Genomic DNA, 22,388 nt, shown 5'->3' with positions numbered 1-22,388 from the left:
CAGCGTCTCCCACCGCGCAACACCACCAACCACTACCCGTTCTGAACCGTTCCCGCTTCGGTGGACACCGGGGGTAGCTGCCCGATTCGTCGGGAGTTTGTAGATGGGTTCGACTCGTCGTAGTTTCAGTGAGGAGTACAAGCGCGAGGCGGTGGGTTTCGTGCTTGCTGGTGGCCGGTCGGTTGCTGAGGTCGCGCGCAATATCGGTGTTCACGAGATGACGTTGGGTAGATGGGTGAAGAAAGCTAAAGACTCCGAGGAGCCGGCGGTGCCTGATGATGGCCCGTTGGGTGAGTCCGAGCGGCTGGAGCTGATCCGGTTGCGGGAACAGGCCAAGAATGACAAGGCCGCGATTGCCGAGCTGCAGATGCAGGTCGAGTTCGCGAAAAAAGTAGCGACCTGGTTCGCGAAAGGAAAGCAGTGATTTTCGCTGCTGTCGCGGATTGGGCTGATTCCGATGTTTATCCGGTGGCGTTCATGTGCGCCGAGCTGGGTGTCTCCAGGTCGGGCTACTACGCCTGGCGCAAAGCTGCCCCGTCGCAGCACCAGACCGACGACGAGGCGTTGATGGTGCTCCTGCGGCATCTGCATGCTCAGGCGCGCGGGAACCCTGGCGTGCGGCGGATGCGCGCGGAGCTGGCCGCTGCCGGGCACCGGGTCGGGCACAAGCGCGTCTACCGTCTGATGCGGCTGGCCGGGCTGCGTGGCCGGCATCCGAAGGCCTGGAAGCGAACCACGGTCCACGGCGACCATCCAGTCAACGCACCAGACCTGATCGACCGCTCGTTCACTGCTGACGAACTGAACCAGAAGTGGTGCGGAGACATCACCTACGTCAAGACCTGGACCGGCTGGGCCTACGTCGCGACCGTGATCGACCTGCATTCGCGCGCCATCATCGGCTACGCGATCGCCGACCACATGCGCACCAGCCTCGTCACCGACGCGCTCGACATGGCCATCGCGAACCGGAAACCATCGGCCGGTGTCATCTTCCATTCCGACCGCGGCACACAATACACATCCAGCGAATTCGACCGGTACTGCACAAAAGCCGGAATCCGCAGATCGCTCGGCCGGACCGGGATCTGTTACGACAATGCGGTATCCGAATCAACATTCGCGACTTACAAGAAAGAACTCATCCACACCCGGCCCTGGCCGGACCTTAAAACCCTCACGGCCGCAACAATCGACTGGGTAGATGACTACTTCAACACTATCCGCCGTCACTCCACTCTCGGATATTTGACACCCCGAGAATACGAGCTAGGGTTCAGAGAAATCAACCAACTGGCAGCCTAAACCGGCGTCCAAAAAAGCGGGAACACTCCATTCGTCGGTACACCCGCGGCTGCAACCGTCGTCGGGCAGGCGGTCGGCCCCGCGCCACCAGTGGTGGCGCGGGGCATCGGGACTGGGGAGACTTACCTGTCGTTTTCGGGAGGTAAGTCTCCCCAGTCCGCCATCACTGCCCCGCCGAGTGGCGCCACCGTGCAAACAGCACCCGAGTGGACGCGCGGCACCTCAAACAGCCCGAACTGCGCCACCAACCACCGCGACGGGTCAGCCACCAAGCCTCGTCACCACCCTCCTCAGCCATAGCCCGTCAGCCATCGGCAACGTGCACCCCTGGTCACCGGCCTCGCCACCCGGCCCAGCCACCAGCAACCCCAGCCACCCGCTTCAGGAAAACTAGCCGCAGCGACGACCAGCCACCACCCACCCCACCGGCCGAATCCGAGCGGCCGGACGGGACGAGCACCTTCGGGGCGGTGGGGCTCCTGCCCAAGCGAAGTGCCCAGCCACCCACGTGGTGTACGCGGCCAACCAGTCAGGACAGGCCCGTACACCACCGGCGACCGTGCTCACCACGACGCGCCATCGGAGTGCGCAGATCTCCGTCCACCCCGGGCAGTACATCTTTGTGGTGATCTGCTGCCGCTGGGTGGCAGTAGATCACCACAAAGCCGCGTTTCGCCGCTGCGGACCGCCCTTGATGAGAGCCGTGGCGGGGTTGTCGGTGGGAGGTTGCACACTGGTGGGGTGACTGTGGAGCCCTATCGCGAACGACCTGCGCTGTTGGCTGGGGCCTCGGTGTGGACTCGGACCGCGCCGGGTGGGGAGTACCTGATTTTGCCTGATGGGTGCATGGATTTGTTGTTGATGGATGACGAGCTGGTGGTGGCTGGGCCGGATTCTCGGGCTTGGACTGGGGCAGCGGTGGCGGGGACCCGGTTTGCGGGGGTTCGGTTTGCGCCGGGGGACGCGCCGGCGTTTCTTGGGGTGCCGGCGAATGCGTTGCTGAATGATCGGGTGCCGTTGAGCGAGTTGTGGTCGCGGGGGCGGAGCCGTCGGCTGGCGGATCGGGTTCGGCGGGCGGGTGATCCGGCGGGTGAGTTGGATCGGGCGGTGGCTGAGTTGATGGGCACGCCGGCGGATCGTTTGGCTCAGCAGGTGTTTCGCCGAGTTCGCACCGAGGGCGGTGTGGCGGGGCTTGCGCGGGGGTTGGGGATTTCGGAGCGGCAGCTGCATCGACGGTGTCTGGCGGCGTTCGGGTATGGCCCGAAGATGCTCGATCGGGTGCTGCGGATGAACGCGGCGCTGGACCGGGCCCGGACCGGGCGAGCCCTGGCAGAGGTGGCTGCGGTCAGTGGGTATGCGGACCAGGCGCACTTCACTCGCGAGGTGAAAGCCCTCACGGGCCTGGCGCCCAAGACGCTGCTGGCATGAGCGAACCACAAGCGACGGTTCTCCGGCACAACCCGTTGAACGCGGTGACCGAGACCGTCGAGCGGCTCACGTACACAGATGGCCGTACGGCGATTCGCAAGCGGCTGCGACGTCCAGTCGGGGCGAGCGGAGATCCGTGGGCGGCGTCCGACGATCCTCGGCACTGGAACTACTGGCGCCGCGAGGTCGAGGTCTACCGCGACGAAACCCTGCGAACGGACCTCGCGGCAGCTGGCCTGGTGTTGCCGGAGGCTGACATCGCGGAGGACGACATCGGCGCCGTGTTGGTGATGGAGGATGTGGTCGGCCTTCCCGGGACCGAGTTCGGGCTGACCGAGCATGGCGAGCTGGCGCGAGCTTGTGGTCGCTGGCAGGCGAAGCCCGCGGAGCAGCACAACTGGCTGAGCAAAGGGTTTCTGCGCGACTACTCCACCACCCGCCAGGTGCCGTGGGAGCTGGCGGACGATGACGACGCCTGGAAGCAACCGCTCATCGCAGAGACCTGGCCAGCTGGTCTGAGGACCGCGTGGCGAGACCTGCTGGCCAATCGTGAGCACCTGCTGCGACTGGTGGAGACTCTGCCCCGGGCGCGCTGCCATCTGGACCTGTGGGTGTCGAACGTGATCCAGCGCCCCACCGGCGAGTTCGCCTTGCTCGACTGGGCTTTCACCGGCGACGGCGCTCTCGGCGAAGACATCGGGAACCACATCCCCGATGCCGTCTTCGACCTGTTCTGGCCGGCCGAACAACACGCGGAGCTCGCCGACACCTGCATCACCAGCTACCTCGCCGGACTCGACGAAGCAGGCTGGCGCGGCGACAGCGACGTCGTACGGCGGGCTGTGCTCGCGTCGGGGGTCAAGTACGCGTGGTTGCTGCCACATCTCCTCGGCCGCGCGTCGCTCGAGTCCCATCAGGCCTACCACCAGCAGGCAGACAGCCGGCACCTCTACGACCAGCGTGGGCAGGCGCTCGCGTTCGTCGCCGACTGGTGCGCCCAGGCACTCAGCTGAGCAGGATGGCGAAACCACCGGCCGGTACGACGTTGCGCGGGCCGGTGGAGAGTTGCCCGGATGGCGTGTAGCAGTAGGCGGTCCCGCCACGGACACGTTGTGGGTGCGGACCGACGTTCGTGATGAGGGTTGCCGGGCCGGCGTGCATTGTGCTGAGCAGTGGCAGGAGCAGCAGTACGTCGATCTCCGCGGACCCGCTCGCCGCAGCGGTCAGCCGGGTGGCACTCGCCGGGAAGGTAGTCGGCAAGGTGACCGACTGAAGGACGCCCGGCGCTGCCGAGATGCCCTGTGCACCCGCAGTCCCGTGATCGATCGTCCCCAGCCTCCGGCTGCCAGACGTCCATGTTGTGTGGCCGATGGCAGGGTTGTCGATCAGGTTCACCACTGGGAGGACATAGCGCGGCTGAGAGGCCACGGGCAGGTCCCAGCTGGCGGACTGGCCGTCAGACAGGTGCAGGTAGGCGTTGCTGCTCCACTGCGACTCTCCAGTCCAGGCTGACGGCGGAGTCACCACCTGACCGGTGCCGCTCGCGGACTCGGCCTCCACCAGCCGCAGTCCGTCGTACGTCGGCTTGGTCAGTCGACGGGCGAGCCGCGCGATGGCCGGGGCGGCGTCCAGCGCGAGCATCGAGAGCAGTCCGTGGATGGTCGACTCGGCGCCTGAGTTGCGGTTGACCGTTCCGTCGGCCGCGAGACCGTCGTACGTGCGACCGGTGGCAGCGTCGTACATCGGGATGCCGGCGCGGTTCGCGCCGAAGTACCAGCCGGCGACGAAGGCGGCGAGCTGCCGGGTGCCGGGGCGGTCGACGGCGAGTAGGCCCTGCAGGCGGGCGTCGACGCCGTACGCGATCTGGGTCCGGTCGATCGGTGCGGGCAGCCAGCCGTTGTCCGGCCCGCCGGCCGTCAGCAGCAACGGAGTGAACCCAGCGGTGTCAGCGATCGCAGGCTCCAGCAACTGGCCGGACCTCAGCACAGCGGACGCCGCCGCCAGGGCGGACGGCATCTGCGCACCCCACGCGTGCCACATCGAGATCGTCTCTGCCGACGGCAGCAGCGCACGGAACGGCCACTGCCGCGTCGAACCGGCGCTTAACGCCGCAATCCCTTCGGCGAACTGACTCAGCGCCCGCCGAGCAGCAGTAGAGCCTCCAGCGCGGACATACGCCGCCAGGCCGAGGACAGCCTCCGACGTCGCGTCCGCACCGTTCACGATCAGCCAGGCCGGAAGCCGCCGCCCGTCGACCACGTTCCACCGGCCGTACCGCACCAGCACCTGACGCTCCAGAGCTCGCACAGCCAGGTCGAGCCGAGTCTTCAAGAACGCAGCGAAAGGACCGTCGACGTGCCGGAAGACCTCGTAGCCCTCCCCCAGCGCCCACACCGTTCGGGCCAGCCAGAAGGACGGTCCGGAATCGGACGGGTCCGGCAGCTCGACCGGATCCGCGCTGGGGTTCAGAGTCCCGTCAGGCTGCATCCAGAGGACCACGTTGCCGTTCGGAGACTGCAGGTAGGTCAGGCCGCGCAGGAGATCGCGAGCAGTGGCCAGACCAGAGCCGAAGAGGCGGTGGTGGCGCAGGTAGACGACAGCTGCGCGGGCGATGTCGTCGGCGTTGTACGCGCCCTGACCGTAGGTGTCCGTCGCGGCGTCGTAGGTGCCGCCTCCGATCCGCCGGTACGAGCCGTCGGCCTGGCGATCGGCGTACGTCCAGAGCAGACCGATCGGTCCGCTGCCGTAGGTGCTGTGACCGGGCGTGGCCGGCGGAGGGACCGCGGTACGGAGGAAGTCGAGGTGCGCGAGGTTGGTCAACCGCGGTGAGCCAACAGCCACAGCCGGGAGGGCGGTGGTGCCGACGGCAACGGCTGCCGCGGCGAGGACGGTGCGCCGGGTTGGGCTCATGCGAGCCGGTCCAGCCGAGCGACGCCTATGGCCGCGTCGGCCATGCCATAGAAGACGTACCGGACGCCGTCGACCTCCTCGATCGCGGTCGGGAACACGACGTTGCCGACCGTTCCGACCTTCTCTTCCTCGGTCTCCGGAACGAGGATCGGCTCGCTGGTCCGGGCGATCACCCGCGTCACGTCATCGGGGTCGAGCAGCAGCGCGCCGGCCGCGTAACAGACCTTCTGGGTGGTCGGATCGAATCCCTCGGGCTGCTCACCGGTGACACCGTGATGGATCACCAGCCAGCCTTCCGGTACGCGCAGCGGGGCCGGCCCGGCGCCGATCTTCAGCTCCTCGAACGGGTACTCCGACATCGCGACCAGCCGGTGGTTCCGCAGATGGACAAGGTTGTGAATGTCTTCCGCCACCGCGGAGACCGGCACGAACGAAATCCAGATTCCCGGGCGTTCGTCGGTCACGCCGGCCGGCAGGTGCACACCCTCGCCCGGCCGGAACCAGCCGAGGTCCCACATCGGCCGGTGCAGCATCGCGTACGACGGTTCGCCGTCCGGACCGCGAACGGGTTCAGGGAAGAAAACCGTGTCCTTGTTGGGGAACAGATTCAGATCCGTGTCGAGCGTCGGCTGGTACTCGAAGTGCAGCGGACCGAGCCGCCGCCACTCACGTAAATCCGACGAGACCGCGAGCGCCGGCTTCGGCCCGAGCGGCCCATAGGCGACGTACGTCATCACATGCAGTCCGAGCGCCGGAATGAAGGTCACCCGCGGATCCTCGACACCGGCGTTGTTCAGGCCGCGCTCCCAGCCCTCGTCCGGAGCCAGTACGACGCCCTCGCGCTGAACGCCGACCGGGACGCCGTCGACGAGCTCGACCTTGGCCAGCCCGACCCGCGACACGTTGCCATCAGCAACCAGTCGCGGGAGCAGGTAGAGCTGCCCGTCCGGGGTGCGTCCACTGGCCGGGTTGAGCACCCCACCGGCCTCCAGTTCGTTGCCGGGCTCGGCGGTCATCAGCACGCCGACACGGGTGAGGGTATAGGGAACAGTCACAGCAAAGCCTTTCAGGGAAGGAAAGAATCAGCCCTTGACGCCGGACTCGAGGTTCGACGCAATGAACCGGCGCTGGAAGATCAGGAACAAGGTCACCGCGGGCGCGGCCAGGACGCAGGCCCCGGCGAGTACGGCGCCGAACGGGTTCGCGGCCCGCGATGCCACCGTGGTCAGGTAGTTGGACAACGACACCGCGAGCGGCTGCAGGTCCTGCTGTTTGGTGATCAGGAACGGCCAGAGGAACTCGTTCCACGGCCCGATGAACGTCAGCAGCACCCCGGTCAGCAAGGCCGGCCGGACCAGCGGTACGGCGACGCGCCACAGAATGTTCAGCTCGGACGCACCGTCGATCCGGGCCGCGTCGAACAGCTCGACCGGCAACTGCAGGAAGTACTGCCGGAACACGAAGACCGCGGTCGAGTTGATCAGGAACGGCAGGATCATGCCCAGGTACGAATCAGCCAGTCCATAGCTGCGAACGATCAACACATACAGGGGAATCGTCAGCAGCTGGAACGGCACCACCTGGATCAACAGCATCAGGTTGAAGACCAGCCCACGGCCCCGGAACTGCAACCGCGCCAGCGCATACCCAGCCAGTACGCCGAAGACCAGCGTGCCGAGGATCACCCCACCGGTGAAGATGCCGGAGTTGATGAGCGAACCGACCAGGTTGATCGCCTTGTCGATCTCGGCGTAGTTGTGCAGCGTCAGGTTCCCCGGCGAAGGGAACGCTCCGCCCACCGACGGGTCGGGCTCGGTCTGCAGGCTGCCGATCAGCATGTAGTAGAAGGGAAACAGGAAGACGAACGATCCGATCAGCAGCACCACGAAACGTCTCTTCATCGGTCCTCCCTCGCAACGAAGCGGCGTTCTATCAGTGCGAGCAGCAGGACGCCGATCACCAGCAGGACCCCGATCGCGGAGGCGGTGTCCGGGTTACCCTGCTCGATCCCGCGCTGGTACATCACCAGCACCGGCGACGCCGAGGCGCCGTCCGGGCCGCCACCACCGGTCAGCAGGTACGGCTCCGTGAACAGGTTCGCCCCCGTGACCGTGGCCAGCAGGACGACCAGGGTGGTCGCCGGCCGAACACCCGGCACCGTCACATTCAGGAACGATTTCCACCGGTTGGCACCGTCCATCGATGCGGCCTCGTACAGATCCTTGGACACGTTCTGCAGAGCTGCCAGGTAGAGCAGGATGAAGAACCCGAGCTGTTTCCAGGTCACATAGATCGCGACCGTCGGCATCGCCAGCCCGGAGTTCACCAGCCAGGACGGATCCGGCGCGAGCGGTCCGAGGACCGAGTTGACCAGCCCGTTGGAGTTGAACAGGAACAGCCACACCCCGACCACAGCCACGCTCGCTGTCACATACGGAACGTAGTAACTCACTCGGAAGAACGTCCGCCACCGGATCGCCGCGTTCAGCGCCGTCGCCAGTCCGAGCGCGAGGATCACCGTCAGCGGAACATTGATCACCAGAAATACGAGCACGTTCCCGAACGCCCGCCGTACGGCGGGATCCCCGAGCACCGCGGCGTAGTTGTCGAACCCGACGAACGGCCGGTCCACGATCGCCCCGGGCGCCGCGAAGAAGTAGTCGTGGAAGGACATGTACACCGCGAACCCGAGCGGATACGCGAACACCGCCGCGATGAAGACGACGTACGGGGTGACGAACGCCGTCCCGATCGGATGCTCACCCAGGATGCGGAGCCGCCGGCTCATGACTGCTTGACGAGCTGGTCGACCTTCTGTGCAGCGCCGTCGAGGGCTGTGCCGGGGTCTTCCTGGCCGAAGATCACGGACTTGGAGTAGGCGTCGCGGAACGTCTGCCAGATCGTGATCGAGTTCGGCACGTTCGGCACCTCGACCGTGCGGGCGGCCTGGTCAGCGAACACCTTGTAGGCCGGGTTCTTCGCGAAGTACTCCGGGTAGGCCCCGGCGACGTCCTTGCGCAGCGGCATCTGACCGGACGCGGTGAGGAACTTGCCGTCCTGCTCCTGACTGGTGGCGAACTTCAGCACGTCCCAGGCGGTGCCACGATTCTTGCACGCCGAGTACATCGCAACGTTCTTGGCATCACTGAAGGTATGGATCTCGCTAGCCGGCTTGGCGCTAGAGGTCGGGATCGGGACAACACCCCAGTCGACCTTGCCCTGGTACGTCGCGATCGCCCACGGACCGACCACTGCCATGGCGGCCGTGCCGTCGACGAACGCGTCGCCGGTGTACTTCTCCTGCGAGGCGAGCTTGTCGGCGTAGACCGTCCGCCAGAACGCGGCGACTTTCTTCCCCTCGTCGGAGGTGAACTGTGCCTTGCCGTCGGCAACCAACTGCTTGCCGCCGGTCTCGGCCGCGAAGAACGGGTAGAAGTCGAACCAGGACTGGTAGAACTCGTTGCTCGGCGCCGGATAGATCGCGAACTTCGCCGCCTTCGCGGCCACCACCTTGCGCGCGGTTGCCAGGAATTCGTCGTACGTCGCGAGCGGTGGCTTGGTCGCGTCGATACCGGCCTTCGCGAAGACCTTCTTGTTGTAGAAGATCATCACCGGGTTCGACTTCCACGGCAGCTGGTAGTACTTGCCGTCCGCCGACTTGTACTGCTGCGCGATGTCACCGGACCGGTCCTCGACGTACTGCTTCCCGTCGGGGAAGGTGTCCAGCGCGACCAGGCCGCCCTGTTTCTGGAACTGCGAGACGGACGCCGGTGAGGTGTTGAAGATCAGGCAGGGCGCGTTCCCCGCGGTGATGGCGGCGCCGATGACCTCTTCCGAGCTCTTGCCGGCCGGGACCTCCTGCGCGTTCACCTTCTGGTCCGGGTGCGCCGTGTTCCAGGCCGCGACCATCTGCTTGCCCCAGGCCACTTCTTCGGCGTTGTTCGAGTACCAGATGTCGATCGGTCCGCGGGCCTTGGCCGCAGCGTCGGCGTCACCAGCGCCGCCGTTGCCACCACAGGCTACGAGCGAACCGGCCAGCACCAAGGCGAGTGCTCCGGTGTACAGCTTCATGGTTCCTCCAGGGGACTACTCAGGGGGTGGTGCGGTGGAACGTCGTACGACGAGTTGTGCCGGAGGCAGCTCGACATCGGGTACGTCGGGGATGCCGTCGACGACCTGGTTGAGGGCCTCCGCGGCCGCGACGCCGAACCGGAACGGATCGGCGCGGACCGTGGTCAGGCCTGGGTGGACGTGTTCGGACAGCTCGCTGTCGTCGAAGCCTGCGATGCTCAAGTCGTCAGGGACGGTCAGCCCGGCGGCCTGCGCGGCACCGAGACCGGCGATCGCCATCCGGTCATTCGCATAGACGATCGCGGTCGGCGGCTGCGGCAATGCGAGCAGCCGGCGCGTGGCCGTGATCCCGCCCGCGGCGGTGAAGTCACCGGCTTCGATCGCCACCGGCTCCAGACCGGCCGCGGCCAAGGTCTCAACCAGGGCTGCGGATCGGGCCGTCGCATGCACGAACGCGGCCGGACCGGCGACATGCGCGATCCGGGTGTGACCGAGCGCCAACAGATGCTCGACCACTGCCACGGTCCCGGGGCGGTCATCCAGTACGACGGCCGGGAACGGCGACGCGCCATCCGGACGGTTCAGCGTGACCGCGGGCAGCTCCAGCTCGCCGAGCAGGCCGATCCGGGGGTCGTCGTGCCGCAGGTCGGACAGGATCACTCCGTCGACCCGCCCGTCCTGCGCGAGCCTCCGGTACCCGGCTTCCTCGTCCGGCCCGCCGGTGACGACCTGCAGGACCAAGGCCTGCCCACGCGTCGACAGCACGCTCTCGACGCCGGCGATGAAGGCCGGGAAGAACGGGTCCGACGACAGCACGGCCGGATCCCGGGTGATCACCAGGCCGAGCGCGAAGGCCTTCGAGACCGACAGCGACCGGGCCCGGTTGCTCGGCCGCCAGCCCAGCTCGTCGGCGGCCGCGAGGATCTTGTCGACGGTTGCCTTGGCCGGACCCGGCCGGCCGTTCAACGCGAACGACACCGATCCCTTCGACACCCCGGCCCGGGCCGCGACATCGGCGATCGTCGGCCTGACTTTGCTCACGAAGAACCTCACTCGTTGTTTTGAACCGGTTTAACGAGACATTAAACCGGTTCAAACGCCAACGTCAAGGGCTCATGATCTTGCGCAGTACCGCAATCTGCTGGCGTTTCCGCGCACTCGTTTGCAGTTGGACCTTGACGCCCCGCTGGCGGCCGGGCTTATCTTGGTCGCCAGTGACGCACCCAGCCGGTAGCGGATCGATGATCCGGAGTCCGGTTTTCAGGCGCCAGGGCGGCCAGGACTGTGGCCGACCCGAGGCGGGGTACGCGTCCCCGGGACCGATGGAGCAATCGTGTCCAAGCCTCGCTCAGTCATCCGCCGCGTGCTCCTGGCCTCTCTGGCCACCGCCCTCGCGGCTACTGCCGGCTACTCCGCCCTCAACCTCGGCTCCGAAGCCGATGCGGCCGCCACGCTGCCGCCCACCCACGCCAAGTTCGACTACCAGATCGGCGGCGCCTATACACCGGCCGCCGGGGTCCAGGTCGTCACCCGCGACTGGACGGCCGCCCCCGCCGCCGGGCTCTACAACATCTGCTACGTCAACGCGTTCCAGGTCCAGCCCGGCGACGAAGGCTCCTGGACCTCCGACCTGCTGCTGCGCGACGCGAGCGGCAAGGTCGTATACGACGAAGACTGGGGCGAGGCGCTGCTCGACCTGCGCACCGCCGACAAGCGCAACCGGATCGCCACCAAGGTGAACGGGTGGATCGACCAGTGCGCGGCCAAGGGCTACAAGGGTGTCGAGCCGGACAACTACGACAGCTACTCGCGCTCGAAGAACCTGCTCACCGCCTCGCAGGCCAAGTCGTTCCTGACCCTGCTGGCCACCCACGCGCACAGCAAGAACCTCGCCATCGCGCAGAAGAACACCGTCGAGCTGGCCAGCTCGACGACCTCGGTCGGCCTCGACTTCGCGGTCGCCGAGGAGTGCGGCCAGTACGACGAGTGCGGCGACTACGTCCAGTACTTCGGCAACAACGTGATCGTGATCGAGTACACGAACTCCGGCCGCACGAAGGCCTGTTCGGCGTACGGCAGCACGCTCTCGATCGTGCAGCGTGACGTGGACGTCTCGACGCCGGGCTCCTCCGGCTACGTCCGCAAGACCTGCTGACGCCCTTTCCTTTTCATCCCGTCTCTGGAGACCGTCATGTCTCAGCATGCTCCTGTCCTGACCCGTCGCGGCATCCTGCGCGCCGCCGCGGCCGTCACCGCCACCGGTGCCCTCGCGGCCTGCGGCAAGAACGACGACCAGGCCACCGGCGGCACCGTCGAGGTCGAGCTCTGGCACGGCCAGGTCGACACCGGCAAGGCCGCGATCGATGCCCTGATCAACGAGTTCAACCGCACCCATCCAGCCATCCGGGTGAACGGCGGTGGTGGCGGGGTCACGGCGGACAGCATGCTGCAGAAGGTCACCGCGGGGCTGGCGGCGGGGTCCTTCCCGGACATCGCCTACATCTTCGGATCGGACCTCGCCAGCCTGACCCGCAGCCCGAAGGTCGCCGACCTGTCCGGCGCCCTGCACCTCGACGACTACTGGCCGGCCGCGCGAGATGCGGTCACCGTCAAGGGCAAGATCCGGGCCGCTCCCGCGCTGCTCGACTCACTCTGCCTTGTCTACAACAAGAAACTCTTCGCCGCCGCCGGCCTACCTGCACCCGAGCCTGGTTGGACGTGGGACGACTTCATCAGCACCGCGAAGGCCCTCACCAACCCGACCAAGGGCGTCTTCGGCACGGGTTGGCCCGGTGTCGGCGACGAGGACACGGTCTGGCGGCTGTGGCCGATGATCTGGGACCTCGGCGGCGATGTCGCCAGCTCAGATGGCAAGAAGGTCGCCTTCGACCAGGTCGGCGCGCAGGCTCTCGGCACTCTCGACCGCCTGCGCACCGACAAATCCCTGTACGTCGACCCGAAGCCCGGCAGCGAGCAGCTCTACCAGGTGTTCCTGGGTGGCCGGATGGGCATGGTTGCCACCGGCCCCTGGCAGCTCCCCGACCTCGCCGCCAAGGGACTCGAGTACGGCGTCGTCCCGCTCCCGACGTACTCGGGGAAACCGGTGACGATCTCGGGGCCGGACACCTGGACGGTCTTCGACAACGGCAAGGCCAAGGTGAAGGCCTCGACCGAGTTCGTGAACTGGCTGATCCAGCCCCAACAAGACATCAAGTGGGACGTCCAGGGTGGCAGTTTGCCGCTCAGCAAGGCGACTGCGGCCACTCCCGCCTGGACCAAGCACGCGTCCGAGACGAACGGGCTCAAGGTGTTCGTGGACGCGCTCGACACGGCGCGCGGCCGGCCGACGATCACGGCGTACCCGAAGATCTCGCAGTTCGTCGGTGAGGCGATCGTGTCGGTGCTGCTCGGCAAGAAGAGCCCGGACGACGCGATCAAACAGGCGGTCGACGCCTCGAACGCCGTACTGGCGGTGCCGAGCTGATGGCCAGCGTCGTCGGGACGTTCACCCTCGATCCACGCACCAAGTCCAAGCGCCGCCGGATGCGGAGTGAGAGTGCGACCGGGTGGGCGTTCGTCAGCCCGTCGGTCCTGATCATTCTGGGGCTCAGCGTCGTACCGGTGGTGTGGTCGCTACTGCTCTCGTTCCAGGTCAACGATCTGGTGTCGCCGAGTGAATGGGTCGGGCTGGCCAACTACAAGGCGCTGGTGCAGGACCCGACGTTCGGTGCCGCGGTCAAGCACACGCTGCTCTACACCGTGCTGTACGTGCCGTTGAGTGTGGTCGGCGGTCTCGCGATCGCGATCGCCTTGGACCGGAAGATCAGGTTCATCGGCCTCTACCGGACGCTCGTCTTCGTGCCGTTCGTGGTGTCCGCGGCGGCGCAGGGGGTGCTGTTCTCGTTCGTTCTCGATCCTGAGTTCGGGGTCGCGAATTCCCTGCTGCACAAGGTCGGACTGCTCGCTCAGGGCTTCTTCGGCGATCCCGCTCAGGCGCTCCCACTGCTGGTCGTGATCTCGCTGTGGAGCGGTACGGGGTTCTGCGTCATCGTCTACCTGGCCGGTCTGCAGGGTGTCTCGTCCGAGCTGGTCGAGGCGGCCCGGATCGACGGTGCCGGACGCTTCGGCGTACTGCGGCATGTCGTCGTACCGACGTTGTCGCCAGTCACGGTGTTCCTGCTGCTGTTCCAAACCATCGGCGCGTTGCAGCTCTTCGATCTCGTCTTCGTCACCACGAAGGGTGGGCCGCTCGGCTCGACGACCGTGATCGTCTACTTCATCTGGGAGAAGGCGTTCAAGACTTTCACCGCGGGCTACAGCGCGGCGGCAGCGTACGCGCTGGCCGTTGCTTTGCTGGTGATTGGGCTCGCCCTGCAGATCTCGCGGCGAAGGGCGGCCCGATGAAACGGCCGAGTGCCTGGCATCTGGTGCTGGCTCCGATGGCGTTGCTGTTCGCGCTGCCACTGTTGTGGCTGCTGGTCAGCTCTGTGATGAGCAACGCGGAGATCAACCGCTTTCCACCGGCGCTGATCCCTTCACATATCGATCTGGGCGGCTATCGGTACGTGCTCGGCAACGCGCTGTTCCCGCGCTGGTTCGTGAACTCGATGATCGTCTCGGCGGTCGCGGTGACGGCGAACCTGGTGCTCGGCACGCTCGGCGGGTACGCGTTCGCGCGGATCCGATTCACCGGGTCGAAGGTCGTCCTCGGGATGATGCTGGCGACGATGGTGATCCCGTTCCAGCTGACGATGATCCCGACCTTCCTGGTGATGAAGCAGCTCGGACTGATCGACACCCTCGGCGCACTGATCATCCCGTCGCTGGTGACGCCGCTGGCCGTGTTCCTGTTCCGGCAGTTCTTCGTGAGCCTGCCGCGGGAGCTCGAGGAGGCGGCCTGGATCGACGGTTGCGGACGGCTCCGGATCCTCATTTCGATCGTGATCCCGCTGGCTCGGCCCGCGCTCAGCACGGTCGCCGTACTGACCTTTCTCGCCACCTGGAACGACCTGACCTGGCCGCTGATCGCGATCAACAGCGACACCAACTACACCCTCCAGCTCGGACTGACCACCTTCCAAGGCCAGCACCACACCCAGTGGGCAGCAGTGATGGTGGGCAACGTCATCACAGTGCTGCCTGTGCTGCTCGGGTTCCTGCTTGCTCAGAAGGCGTTCATCCGTTCGCTGGCCTCCACCGGACTCAAAGGCTGACTCTCAATGAAATATGACCTGCTCGTGATCGGCGACGCGAATCCCGACGTGGTTGTCGGGCCCGTCGAGCAACCGATCCTCTTCGGCCAGCGGGAACGGCTGGTTCCCAATGGCGCGCTACTGCTGGGCGGTTCGGCCGCGATCATGGCCTGTGGCGCCGCGCGGCTGGGGCTGCGCGTCGCCTTTGCCGGTCGTGTCGGTGACGATGCCGCAGGCAACTTCGTCCGTACGGCGCTCGCTGATCGCGGCGTGGATGTCTCCGCGATGATCGTGGACCCGTCGTTGCCGACGGCACTCACCACGGTCCTGACGTCCGGCGACGACCGCGCCATGATCACCTCCCCCGGATGTCTGCCGGCCACCAGCGCGGACGACGTACCGACTGCTCTGTTGCGATCGGTACGGCATGTGCACGCGTCGTCGTTCTATCTGATGCCTGAACTGGCGGCGGGGCTTGCCGGGTTGTTCAAGGAGGCCAAGGCGGCGAAGGCGACCACGTCGTTGGACCCGAACGACGATCCGTCCGGGCGCTGGGATCGGATAGTCCTCGATCCGCTGCTGCGACAGACCGACTACTTCCTGCCGAACGCGTCGGAGGCGCAGCAGTTGACCGGGCACCCGTCTGTCGCGGAGGCGGCCGGGATCCTGGCTCGGCGCGGGCCGCTCGTCGTCGTGAAGGACGGTGCTGCCGGCGCACTGACGCATGACGGGACGAAGGTGCGGAAGGCGCCCGCATTGCAGGTCGACTACGTCGATGCGGTGGGCGCCGGGGACAGCTTCGACGCCGGATTCGTCGCCGCTCGGCTGAACGGGTTCAACGGCGCCCGCGCGCTCGCGATCGCCGCCGCGTGCGGCTCACTGTCAACGCGGGCGGCCGGCGGCACCGCCGCGCAGGCCGATTGGGAACTAGCGCTGGGGAGCGTGACCGCATGACCAAGATCGTGTTCGTCGGTGCGGGCAGTGTGGTCTTCACGCAGGGGCTGCTGGCGGATCTGTTCGGATTCGACGTCGGGCCGGTGCACATCGCCTTGCACGACATCGATCCCGAACGGCTCGACACGGCCGCCGGGGCGGCGGCGTACATCGCCTCCGAGCGTGGCGTGACGCCGCGGATCACCACCCACCTCGATCGGCGGGCCGCGCTGGAAGGTGCGGACTTCGTGATCAACATCGTCCAGGTCGGGATGAACGCCGCGACCCGGATCGACTTCGAGATCCCCGCCCGGTACGGCGTTCGCCAGACGATCGGCGACACGCTCGGGGTCGGCGGGGTGTTCCGGGCGTTGCGGACCTTCCCCCTGTTGCAGGGGCTGGCCGCCGACATCACCGAGGTCTGCCCGGATGCGTGGCTGCTGAACTACACCAACCCGATGGCGATGAACGTCTGGTACCTGCAGGCGCTCGGGCTGCGGAACGTCGTCGGCCTGTGCCACTCGGTCTACTGGACGATGCACGATCTGTCCGCGCTGATCGACGTACCGTTCGAGGAGGTGAACTACCTCGCGGCCGGGGTGAACCACCAGGCGTGGGTGCTGCGGTTCGAGCGCGACGGCGTGAATCTGTACGACCGGTTGGACGAGGTCATCGATGCGGATCCGGAGCTGCGGCGGCGGGTGCGGGTGGACATGTACAAGCGGCTCGGGTTCTATCCGACCGAGACGAGCGAGCACTCGTCCGAGTACGTGCCCTGGTATCTGCAGCATGCCTCGGAGGTCGAGCGGCTGCGGTTGCCGGTCGGGGACTACCTGGGGATCGTGGCGGAGAACCTCGCGTCGTACGAGCGGACTCGTGATGCACTCAAGGCCGGGGAGCCGCTGCCGATCGAGGGGACGATGGAGTACGCGCCGCAGGTGATCCACAGCATGGTCACCGGGACGCCGCGGACGATCTACGGGAACGTGCCGAATACCGGGCTGATCAGCAACTTGCCTCGGGGGGCAGTGGTTGAGGTTCCCTGCCTGGTGGACAGTCTGGGGGTGCAGCCGACTGCTGTGGGTGCGTTGCCTGCTCAGTTGGCGGCGCTGAACAAGGGGTATCTGAACGTGGCCGAGCTCGTGGTGCGGGCGGCGATCGAGGAGGAACCGCGGTCGATCCGGCAGGCCGTGATGGCTGATCCGGCGACCGCGGCCGCGCTACCGGTCGAGCAGATCTGGGCGCTGTGCGACGAGATGGTCGATGCCCACAGCAACTACTTGGCGCCGTCGTTGAGAGCCGCCTGCAGGTAGGTCCGGTAGCCCGCGAAGCCGTCGAGAACCTCGGCGGCCGTGGGCCTTCCGGTGAGCGCGCCGACTCCTTGGCCGGCGTAGATCGAGGCACGGGTGACGTCTGCCGTCTTCGTACCCTCGACGTACTCGCTGTGTCCGGTGTCGTTGGCTTTGAGCTCCTGCTCGCGACCTTCCCACTGGTCGAAGTACTGGTTGCGCAGAGCCCGGCCGCCGAATTCGTCGGGCCAGCCTGCCCTCGATGCTGCGTCGAAGACGGTGCCGTAGACGGTGTCGGTTTCGTCGGCCTCGATGACTCGCTGGGCGACTGCTTCTTTGGTGAGGCCCTCGACGCAGGTGAGGAACGCCGTACCGATCCAGCCGCCTTGGGCGCCGGCCGCGAGTACGGCGGCCAGGCCGCGCGCACCGGAGATCCCGCCACCGGCCAGCACCGGGAGGTCGGTTTCGTCGAGGATCGCTTGGAGGAGTGGGAGTGTGGCGACTGCGTTTCGGCCGTGGCCGCCTGCTTCGGCACCGCGGGCGACGATGAGGTCCACGCCGGCGGCTCTCGCTTCGCGGGCGTCGGCGAGGGTGCCGGCTTGGGTCGCCACGGTGATACCTGCGGCTTGCAGCGGGGCGACGTACGGGGCGTAGTTGCCGAAGCTTAGGGAGACTAGGTCGGGCTTCAGCTCCAGTACTGCTTCTAGGTGTTCTGGGCGTTGATCGACTGACCAGGCCATCAGGCCGATGCCCCAGGGCTTGTTGGCCTTCGCGGCGATCGTTCCCTCGGTGCGGATCCAGTCGGCGGTGACCGCGGAGCCGGCTCCGAGCATCCCCAGCCCACCCGCGGCCGAGATCGCCGCGGTCAACTTCCCGCCACTCACATTAGCCATCGGTGCCCCGACAACCGGAACGCTCAGCCCGAACCTCTCCCGTAGCCACATACCTCCAAAACACCACATCCCTCACCCCACCCGCCATGTCCCACGCCACACGTTCCCCTCGCCGCGCGCACCCGCGCTCCTTCGCCGCGTGCTCCCGCCCGTGCGGGTGGGGCCGTGCGAGCCGAACTGGCCGATCTGCGGAGGACTACTGCCGCTATATGGCAGCAGGTCCACGCAAAGCACGCTTCGGCGCGCTGGGATGCGGCCGGAGACCTCGGTACCGGGTACTCGCCGCCGCGGCCGGCGCCAACGAGCAGGGTGGCTGGCCGATCCCGCGGCTGAGGCGGACGGCGAGGCGGGTGCCCCGGGTACCCGTCGCCTGAGCTTCCGGGCTTCGGCTGCGGTGCCGAAACGAGCGGATCTCCCCGCAAGTTGACCCTTCTCCCCTCGAAATACGAGCAGAGAAGGGCCAATCTCAACGGATATCCAGCGAAATTCCGCAGGCTCGGCAGATGACCTGACAGGAATGCTCATCGTCGGGAGCAACCACCACCCGTCAGCCACAGACAACGGGAACCGCGGTCACCGACCGCACCATCCGGCCCAGCCACAGACCGCCCCAGCCACACCGCTTCAGTAGAACCGGCCGCGGGTTACCTGTTGACGTAGGGGGCGAAGGTTGCTTCGTACTGTTCGTAGTTCGGGGTGCCTTGCACGGTGGGGTTGTCGCCGGCGGTCGTCAGTTGGAGCGGGCAGGGGGTATTGCTGCTCTCGACGGCGACGTCGGCGACCATTCGGCCGGTGCGGGCCTCGTACAACCTGACCGAGGTGGTGGTCTCGACGATCGGCAGTTGACGGTACGTCGGGATGTTGAAGGTGCACGTTCGGCCAGGGGCTGGATTGCCCGGGCTCACGGTGCCGATGCAACCGATCAGCTGGATCTGCGACCGTTGGGGCTTCCAGGCGGCCGGAACCTTGGCGTCGGGAGTGGCGGAGCCGTCGTTGAAGCCGACGACCACGATCGGATGCGGCGCCGGGCCCTCGTACGCAGGCGCATCCGGGAACGACACCTGCCCCAGGTTCTCGCACAGGTCGTCCAGACGCGCGGTCGAGATACTCCTATCAGCCGTCGGGCCAGGATCGTGCTCCACCAGCTTCAGCGCACCGAACGTCAGTGCCGCCAGACCGATGACGGCGCCCACGATCTTCATCGCGGTCTTCATCCGCGCAGTATGGCCGACGGCGGCCGGGAGCCCTCCCGAGGGACGACGAAGGCCGGTCCCACGGGACCGGCCTTCGTCGATAAGAGTTAGAACTTGTAGGCGTCCGAGGCGGGGTCGCCGTGGCAGCGCTTGTACTTTTTGCCGGAGCCGCAGGGGCAAGCGACGTTGCGGGGGGTGCCCGCATACATCAGGGAGCCTTCGTCGACTGCGTCGCCCATGACCGAGACCTCGTCGTCGCCGTCGATGGTCGGGGCCGAGTAGGTCAGGCGCTGGGGCTTCTTGTCGCCGGTGAGGCCCTTGGCGCGCAGGCGCGGGGTGTCGCGGGGACGCTCCTCGTCCTGGACGCGGCCGGGGAACTCCGCCACCGGGGCACCGGGGGTGAGGATGTCCTCGACGCGGCGGCCTTCGAGGCCGGCGCCGCTCAGGTCCAGGTCGACGCCTGCCGCCTCGGCCTGGGCCGCGGACTCCATCTCGGCCCGCATGGCCTCGATGTCGACCTCGACGTTGAAGATGAAGGCGACCGACTCTTCCTTGATCGACTCCATCATCGTGGCGAACATGTCGTAGCCCTCGCGCTGGTACTCGACCAGCGGGTCGCGCTGCGCCATCGCGCGCAGGCCGATTCCCTCGCGCAGGTAGTCCATCTCGTACAGGTGCTCGCGCCACTTGCGGTCGAGCACGCTCAGCACGACCCGGCGCTCGAGCTCGCGCATCGCGTCCTCGCCGAGCAGCTCCTCGCGCCGCTGGTACGCCTCCTGGGCGTCACCGATGAAACGCTCGACCAGGAAGTCCGAGGTCAGACCGGCCCGCTCGCCGCCGGCCTCCTCGATCAGGAGCTCTTCGGTCAGCTCGGTCGAGTACAGCGTCTTCATCGCGGTGAACAGGGCGTCCAGGTCCCAGTCCTCGGCGAACCCGTCGGCGGTCGCGCCCTGGACGTAACCGGTGACGGTCTCGTCGAGCATGTCCGACACCTGCTCGCGCAGGTTGGCGCCTTCGAGCACCCGGCGGCGCTCGTCGTACACGACGTGGCGCTGACGGTTCATCACGTCGTCGTACTTGAGGATGTTCTTGCGGGTCTCGAAGTTCTGCGACTCGACCTGGGACTGCGCCGACGCGATCGCCTTGGTGACGATCTTGTTCTCCAGCGGCTGGGTGTCGTCCTCGTTGCGCGACATCGCCCAGTCGACCATCTCGCGCTTGAACAGGCGCATCAGGTCGTCCTCGAGGGACAGGTAGAACCGGGACTTGCCCGGGTCGCCCTGACGGCCGGCGCGACCGCGCAGCTGGTTGTCGATCCGGCGGGACTCGTGCCGCTCGGTGCCCAGCACGTACAGACCGCCGGCCTCACGGACCTCGACCTGCTCGTCCTTGACCTGCTTCTCGAACTGCTCGAGAAGCTTCGGGTACTCCGCGTCGTACTCCTCGACGTGCTCGACCGGGTCGATCCCGCGCGAGCGCAGGTCCTTGTCGGCCAGGTGCTCGGGGTTGCCGCCGAGGATGATGTCCGTACCACGGCCGGCCATGTTGGTGGCCACCGTGACGGCGCCCTTGCGGCCCGCCTCGGCGACGATCGCGGCCTCCCGCGCGTGCTGCTTCGCGTTCAGCACCTCGTGCGCGATGTTCTCCTTGCGGAGCTGCGCGGACAGCCGCTCGGACTTCTCGACGCTGGTCGTACCGACCAGGATCGGCTGGCCGGTCTGGTGCACCTCGACGATGTCCTGGACGACCGCGTCGAACTTGGCGTCCTCGGTGCGGTAGATCAGGTCCCGCTCCTCGACCCGGACCATCGGCTTGTTGGTCGGGATCGGGACCACGCCGAGGCCGTAGACCTTGGAGAACTCGGCCGCCTCGGTCATCGCCGTACCGGTCATGCCGGCCAGCTTGCTGTAGAGCCGGAAGTAGTTCTGCAGCGTGATCGTCGCGAGGGTCTGGTACTCCTCCTTGATCTCGACCTTCTCCTTGGCCTCGATCGCCTGGTGCAGACCCTCGTTGTAGCGGCGGCCGTGCAGCGTCCGGCCGGTGTGCTCGTCGACGATCAGGACCTCGTCGTCGACGACCACGTAGTCCTTGTCCTTGCGGAACAGGTCCTTGGCCTTCAGCGCGTTGTTCAGGTAGCTGATCAGCGGGGTGTTGGCCGACTCGTACAGGTTGTCGATCCCGAGCCGGTCCTCGACCTTCTCGATCCCGCGCTCGAGGATGGCCACGGTGCGCTTCTTCTCGTCGACCTCGTAGTCGGCGACCGGGCGCTGCTCCTCGGGGATCTTGTCGTCGGCGATCCGCGGCTTCAGCACGGTGGCGATCTTGGCCATCTCGACGTACCAGCGCTGGGAGTCCTCGGCCGGTCCGGAGATGATCAGCGGCGTCCGGGCCTCGTCGACCAGGATCGAGTCCACCTCGTCCACGATCGCGTAGTTGTGCTCGCGCTGGACGCAGTCCTCGATGCTGGAGGCCATGTTGTCGCGCAGGTAGTCGAAGCCGAACTCGTTGTTCGTGCCGTAGGTGATGTCCTTGGCGTAGGAGACCCGCCGCTCGGCCGGCGACATGTCGGGGAGGATCACGCCGTAGTCCAGACCGAGGAAGTGGTACACCCGGCCCATCCACTCCGCCTGGAACTTGGCCAGGTAGTCGTTCACCGTGACCACGTGCACGCCCTTGCCGGACAGCGCGTTCAGGTACGTCGGCAGGGTACCGACCAGGGTCTTGCCCTCACCGGTCTTCATCTCGGCGATGTTGCCCAGGTGCAGCGCCGCGCCGCCCATGATCTGGACGTCGTAGTGCCGCTGGTGCAGGGTCCGCTTGGCGGCCTCCCGGACCACGGCGAAGGCCTCCGGGAGCAGCGCGTCAAGGGACTCGCCGTTCTGGTGGCGTTCCTTGAACTCCGCGGTCTGCCCCCGCAACTCCTCGTCGGACATGCCGACGAAGTCGTCTTCGATGGAGTTGACCACTTTCGCGATGCCCTGGAGCTGACGCAGGATCTTGCCTTCGCCGATCCGCAGGACCTTGTCGATCACCTTCATGGTGGGGAGTTCTCTCCTTGCTGCTGTCGCCTGGTTGCGGCCGATGCCGACGGGCACGGCCGGCCCAGTGGAACGGCGTGCGACCCCCATCGTACGGGGCGAGGTGTGCCAAGCCACGCCCGCAGCGTGCCCCCGC

Annotated in this window: 19 protein-coding genes and 1 pseudogene; 11 read left to right on the top strand and 9 right to left on the bottom strand. The window is 66.9% G+C overall.

The window, feature by feature from the left end; all coding sequences use genetic code 11:
* The first annotated feature begins 103 nt into the window (after positions 1-103).
* The 5 genes and pseudogenes from OG474_RS26220 to OG474_RS26200 all read left to right on the top strand — a co-directional run bounded on the left by OG474_RS26220 (position 104) and on the right by OG474_RS26200 (position 3,746).
* Positions 104-424, top strand: a complete 321-nt coding sequence (locus OG474_RS26220) for a transposase (protein WP_405056219.1) — start codon at positions 104-106, stop codon at positions 422-424.
* A complete protein-coding gene (locus tag OG474_RS26215) occupies positions 421-1,305 on the top strand; it encodes an IS3 family transposase (RefSeq protein WP_405056218.1) in 885 nt (294 codons plus the stop codon). Before OG474_RS26220 ends, OG474_RS26215 begins: the two co-directional genes overlap by 4 nt.
* Positions 1,306-1,797: 492 nt before the next feature.
* Positions 1,798-2,310: pseudogene (locus OG474_RS26210) on the top strand (DUF6597 domain-containing transcriptional factor); the annotation flags it as partial.
* A 102-nt stretch (positions 2,311-2,412) separates the two neighbouring features.
* Entirely contained in the window at positions 2,413-2,733 is a 321-nt protein-coding gene (locus OG474_RS26205; protein WP_405064617.1) for a helix-turn-helix transcriptional regulator, read from the top strand.
* A complete protein-coding gene (locus tag OG474_RS26200; protein WP_405056217.1) occupies positions 2,730-3,746 on the top strand; it encodes an aminoglycoside phosphotransferase in 1,017 nt (338 codons plus the stop codon). The genes OG474_RS26205 and OG474_RS26200 overlap by 4 nt, the downstream gene beginning before the upstream one ends.
* Here the strand turns inward: OG474_RS26200 and OG474_RS26195 are convergent.
* From OG474_RS26195 to OG474_RS26170, 6 genes are read right to left on the bottom strand one after another with little or no spacing between them, the layout of a single operon-like run.
* On the bottom strand, positions 3,739-5,643 hold the full coding sequence (locus tag OG474_RS26195; RefSeq protein ID WP_405056216.1) for a hypothetical protein: 1,905 nt from the start codon (positions 5,641-5,643) through the stop codon (positions 3,739-3,741). The two genes, OG474_RS26200 and OG474_RS26195, sit on opposite strands and share 8 nt — an antisense overlap.
* Positions 5,640-6,698, bottom strand: coding sequence for a glycosidase (locus OG474_RS26190; protein WP_405056215.1), 1,059 nt, complete (start codon positions 6,696-6,698; stop codon positions 5,640-5,642). The genes OG474_RS26195 and OG474_RS26190 overlap by 4 nt, the downstream gene beginning before the upstream one ends.
* Before the next feature lie 27 nt (positions 6,699-6,725).
* Positions 6,726-7,544 carry a carbohydrate ABC transporter permease gene (locus tag OG474_RS26185; RefSeq protein WP_405056213.1) on the bottom strand — a complete coding sequence of 273 codons (819 nt, stop codon included), beginning with the start codon at positions 7,542-7,544 and terminating at the stop codon, positions 6,726-6,728.
* On the bottom strand, positions 7,541-8,431 hold the full coding sequence (locus OG474_RS26180; RefSeq protein ID WP_405056212.1) for a carbohydrate ABC transporter permease: 891 nt from the start codon (positions 8,429-8,431) through the stop codon (positions 7,541-7,543). Before OG474_RS26180 ends, OG474_RS26185 begins: the two co-directional genes overlap by 4 nt.
* Positions 8,428-9,714 carry an extracellular solute-binding protein gene (locus OG474_RS26175; protein ID WP_405056211.1) on the bottom strand — a complete coding sequence of 429 codons (1,287 nt, stop codon included), beginning with the start codon at positions 9,712-9,714 and terminating at the stop codon, positions 8,428-8,430. Before OG474_RS26175 ends, OG474_RS26180 begins: the two co-directional genes overlap by 4 nt.
* 15 nt (positions 9,715-9,729) lie before the next feature.
* Positions 9,730-10,755 (bottom strand): LacI family DNA-binding transcriptional regulator, encoded by a 1,026-nt coding sequence (locus OG474_RS26170; RefSeq protein ID WP_405056210.1) that lies wholly within the window; start codon positions 10,753-10,755, stop codon positions 9,730-9,732.
* A 292-nt stretch (positions 10,756-11,047) separates the two neighbouring features.
* On the opposite strand from OG474_RS26170, the gene OG474_RS26165 reads away from it, so the two are divergent.
* The 6 genes from OG474_RS26165 to OG474_RS26140 are packed head-to-tail and all read left to right on the top strand — an operon-like array spanning position 11,048 to position 17,152.
* Positions 11,048-11,869: an endo alpha-1,4 polygalactosaminidase gene (locus OG474_RS26165; RefSeq protein ID WP_405056209.1), complete on the top strand. Its 822-nt coding sequence runs from the start codon at positions 11,048-11,050 to the stop codon at positions 11,867-11,869.
* Positions 11,870-11,905: 36 nt separating this feature from the next.
* On the top strand, positions 11,906-13,198 hold the full coding sequence (locus tag OG474_RS26160) for an ABC transporter substrate-binding protein (protein ID WP_405056208.1): 1,293 nt from the start codon (positions 11,906-11,908) through the stop codon (positions 13,196-13,198).
* Positions 13,198-14,118, top strand: a complete 921-nt coding sequence (locus OG474_RS26155; RefSeq protein WP_405056207.1) for a carbohydrate ABC transporter permease — start codon at positions 13,198-13,200, stop codon at positions 14,116-14,118. Before OG474_RS26160 ends, OG474_RS26155 begins: the two co-directional genes overlap by 1 nt.
* The gene (locus OG474_RS26150) at positions 14,115-14,927 is read left to right on the top strand and encodes a carbohydrate ABC transporter permease (protein WP_405056206.1); all 813 of its coding nucleotides are present in this window, start codon (positions 14,115-14,117) and stop codon (positions 14,925-14,927) included. Before OG474_RS26155 ends, OG474_RS26150 begins: the two co-directional genes overlap by 4 nt.
* A 6-nt stretch (positions 14,928-14,933) precedes the next feature.
* Positions 14,934-15,860, top strand: coding sequence for a carbohydrate kinase family protein (locus OG474_RS26145; RefSeq protein WP_405056205.1), 927 nt, complete (start codon positions 14,934-14,936; stop codon positions 15,858-15,860).
* Positions 15,857-17,152, top strand: coding sequence for an alpha-glucosidase/alpha-galactosidase (locus OG474_RS26140; protein ID WP_405056204.1), 1,296 nt, complete (start codon positions 15,857-15,859; stop codon positions 17,150-17,152). The genes OG474_RS26145 and OG474_RS26140 overlap by 4 nt, the downstream gene beginning before the upstream one ends.
* Here the strand turns inward: OG474_RS26140 and OG474_RS26135 are convergent.
* The 3 genes from OG474_RS26135 to secA all read right to left on the bottom strand — a co-directional run bounded on the left by OG474_RS26135 (position 17,116) and on the right by secA (position 22,252).
* On the bottom strand, positions 17,116-18,021 hold the full coding sequence (locus OG474_RS26135) for an NAD(P)H-dependent flavin oxidoreductase (RefSeq protein WP_405056203.1): 906 nt from the start codon (positions 18,019-18,021) through the stop codon (positions 17,116-17,118). The genes OG474_RS26140 and OG474_RS26135 overlap by 37 nt on opposite strands.
* A gap of 644 nt (positions 18,022-18,665) precedes the next feature.
* On the bottom strand, positions 18,666-19,235 hold the full coding sequence (locus tag OG474_RS26130) for a hypothetical protein (RefSeq protein WP_405056202.1): 570 nt from the start codon (positions 19,233-19,235) through the stop codon (positions 18,666-18,668).
* A gap of 86 nt (positions 19,236-19,321) precedes the next feature.
* Positions 19,322-22,252 carry a preprotein translocase subunit SecA gene (gene secA, locus OG474_RS26125; RefSeq protein ID WP_405056201.1) on the bottom strand — a complete coding sequence of 977 codons (2,931 nt, stop codon included), beginning with the start codon at positions 22,250-22,252 and terminating at the stop codon, positions 19,322-19,324.
* Positions 22,253-22,388: the final 136 nt, after the last annotated feature.

The organism is Kribbella sp. NBC_01505, assembly GCF_045040285.1.
In the GTDB taxonomy this organism is placed as follows: Bacteria; Actinomycetota; Actinomycetes; order Propionibacteriales; family Kribbellaceae; genus Kribbella.
The sequence above is the reverse complement of the archived record's forward strand: the minus strand, read 5'-3'. Positions and strand labels throughout refer to the sequence as shown.

Coding starts and splice junctions, on each gene's coding strand:
- OG474_RS26140 (WP_405056204.1), top strand. CDS start 15,857: ATGACCAAGATCGTGTTCGTCGGTGCGGGCAGTGTGGTCTTCACGCAG.
- OG474_RS26155 (WP_405056207.1), top strand. CDS start 13,198: ATGGCCAGCGTCGTCGGGACGTTCACCCTCGATCCACGCACCAAGTCC.
- OG474_RS26160 (WP_405056208.1), top strand. CDS start 11,906: ATGTCTCAGCATGCTCCTGTCCTGACCCGTCGCGGCATCCTGCGCGCC.
- OG474_RS26200 (WP_405056217.1), top strand. CDS start 2,730: ATGAGCGAACCACAAGCGACGGTTCTCCGGCACAACCCGTTGAACGCG.
- OG474_RS26220 (WP_405056219.1), top strand. CDS start 104: ATGGGTTCGACTCGTCGTAGTTTCAGTGAGGAGTACAAGCGCGAGGCG.
- OG474_RS26150 (WP_405056206.1), top strand. CDS start 14,115: ATGAAACGGCCGAGTGCCTGGCATCTGGTGCTGGCTCCGATGGCGTTG.
- OG474_RS26175 (WP_405056211.1), bottom strand. CDS start 9,714: ATGAAGCTGTACACCGGAGCACTCGCCTTGGTGCTGGCCGGTTCGCTC.
- OG474_RS26130 (WP_405056202.1), bottom strand. CDS start 19,235: ATGAAGACCGCGATGAAGATCGTGGGCGCCGTCATCGGTCTGGCGGCA.
- OG474_RS26185 (WP_405056213.1), bottom strand. CDS start 7,544: ATGAAGAGACGTTTCGTGGTGCTGCTGATCGGATCGTTCGTCTTCCTG.
- OG474_RS26180 (WP_405056212.1), bottom strand. CDS start 8,431: ATGAGCCGGCGGCTCCGCATCCTGGGTGAGCATCCGATCGGGACGGCG.
- OG474_RS26135 (WP_405056203.1), bottom strand. CDS start 18,021: ATGGCTAATGTGAGTGGCGGGAAGTTGACCGCGGCGATCTCGGCCGCG.
- OG474_RS26145 (WP_405056205.1), top strand. CDS start 14,934: ATGAAATATGACCTGCTCGTGATCGGCGACGCGAATCCCGACGTGGTT.
- OG474_RS26195 (WP_405056216.1), bottom strand. CDS start 5,643: ATGAGCCCAACCCGGCGCACCGTCCTCGCCGCGGCAGCCGTTGCCGTC.
- secA (WP_405056201.1), bottom strand. CDS start 22,252: ATGAAGGTGATCGACAAGGTCCTGCGGATCGGCGAAGGCAAGATCCTG.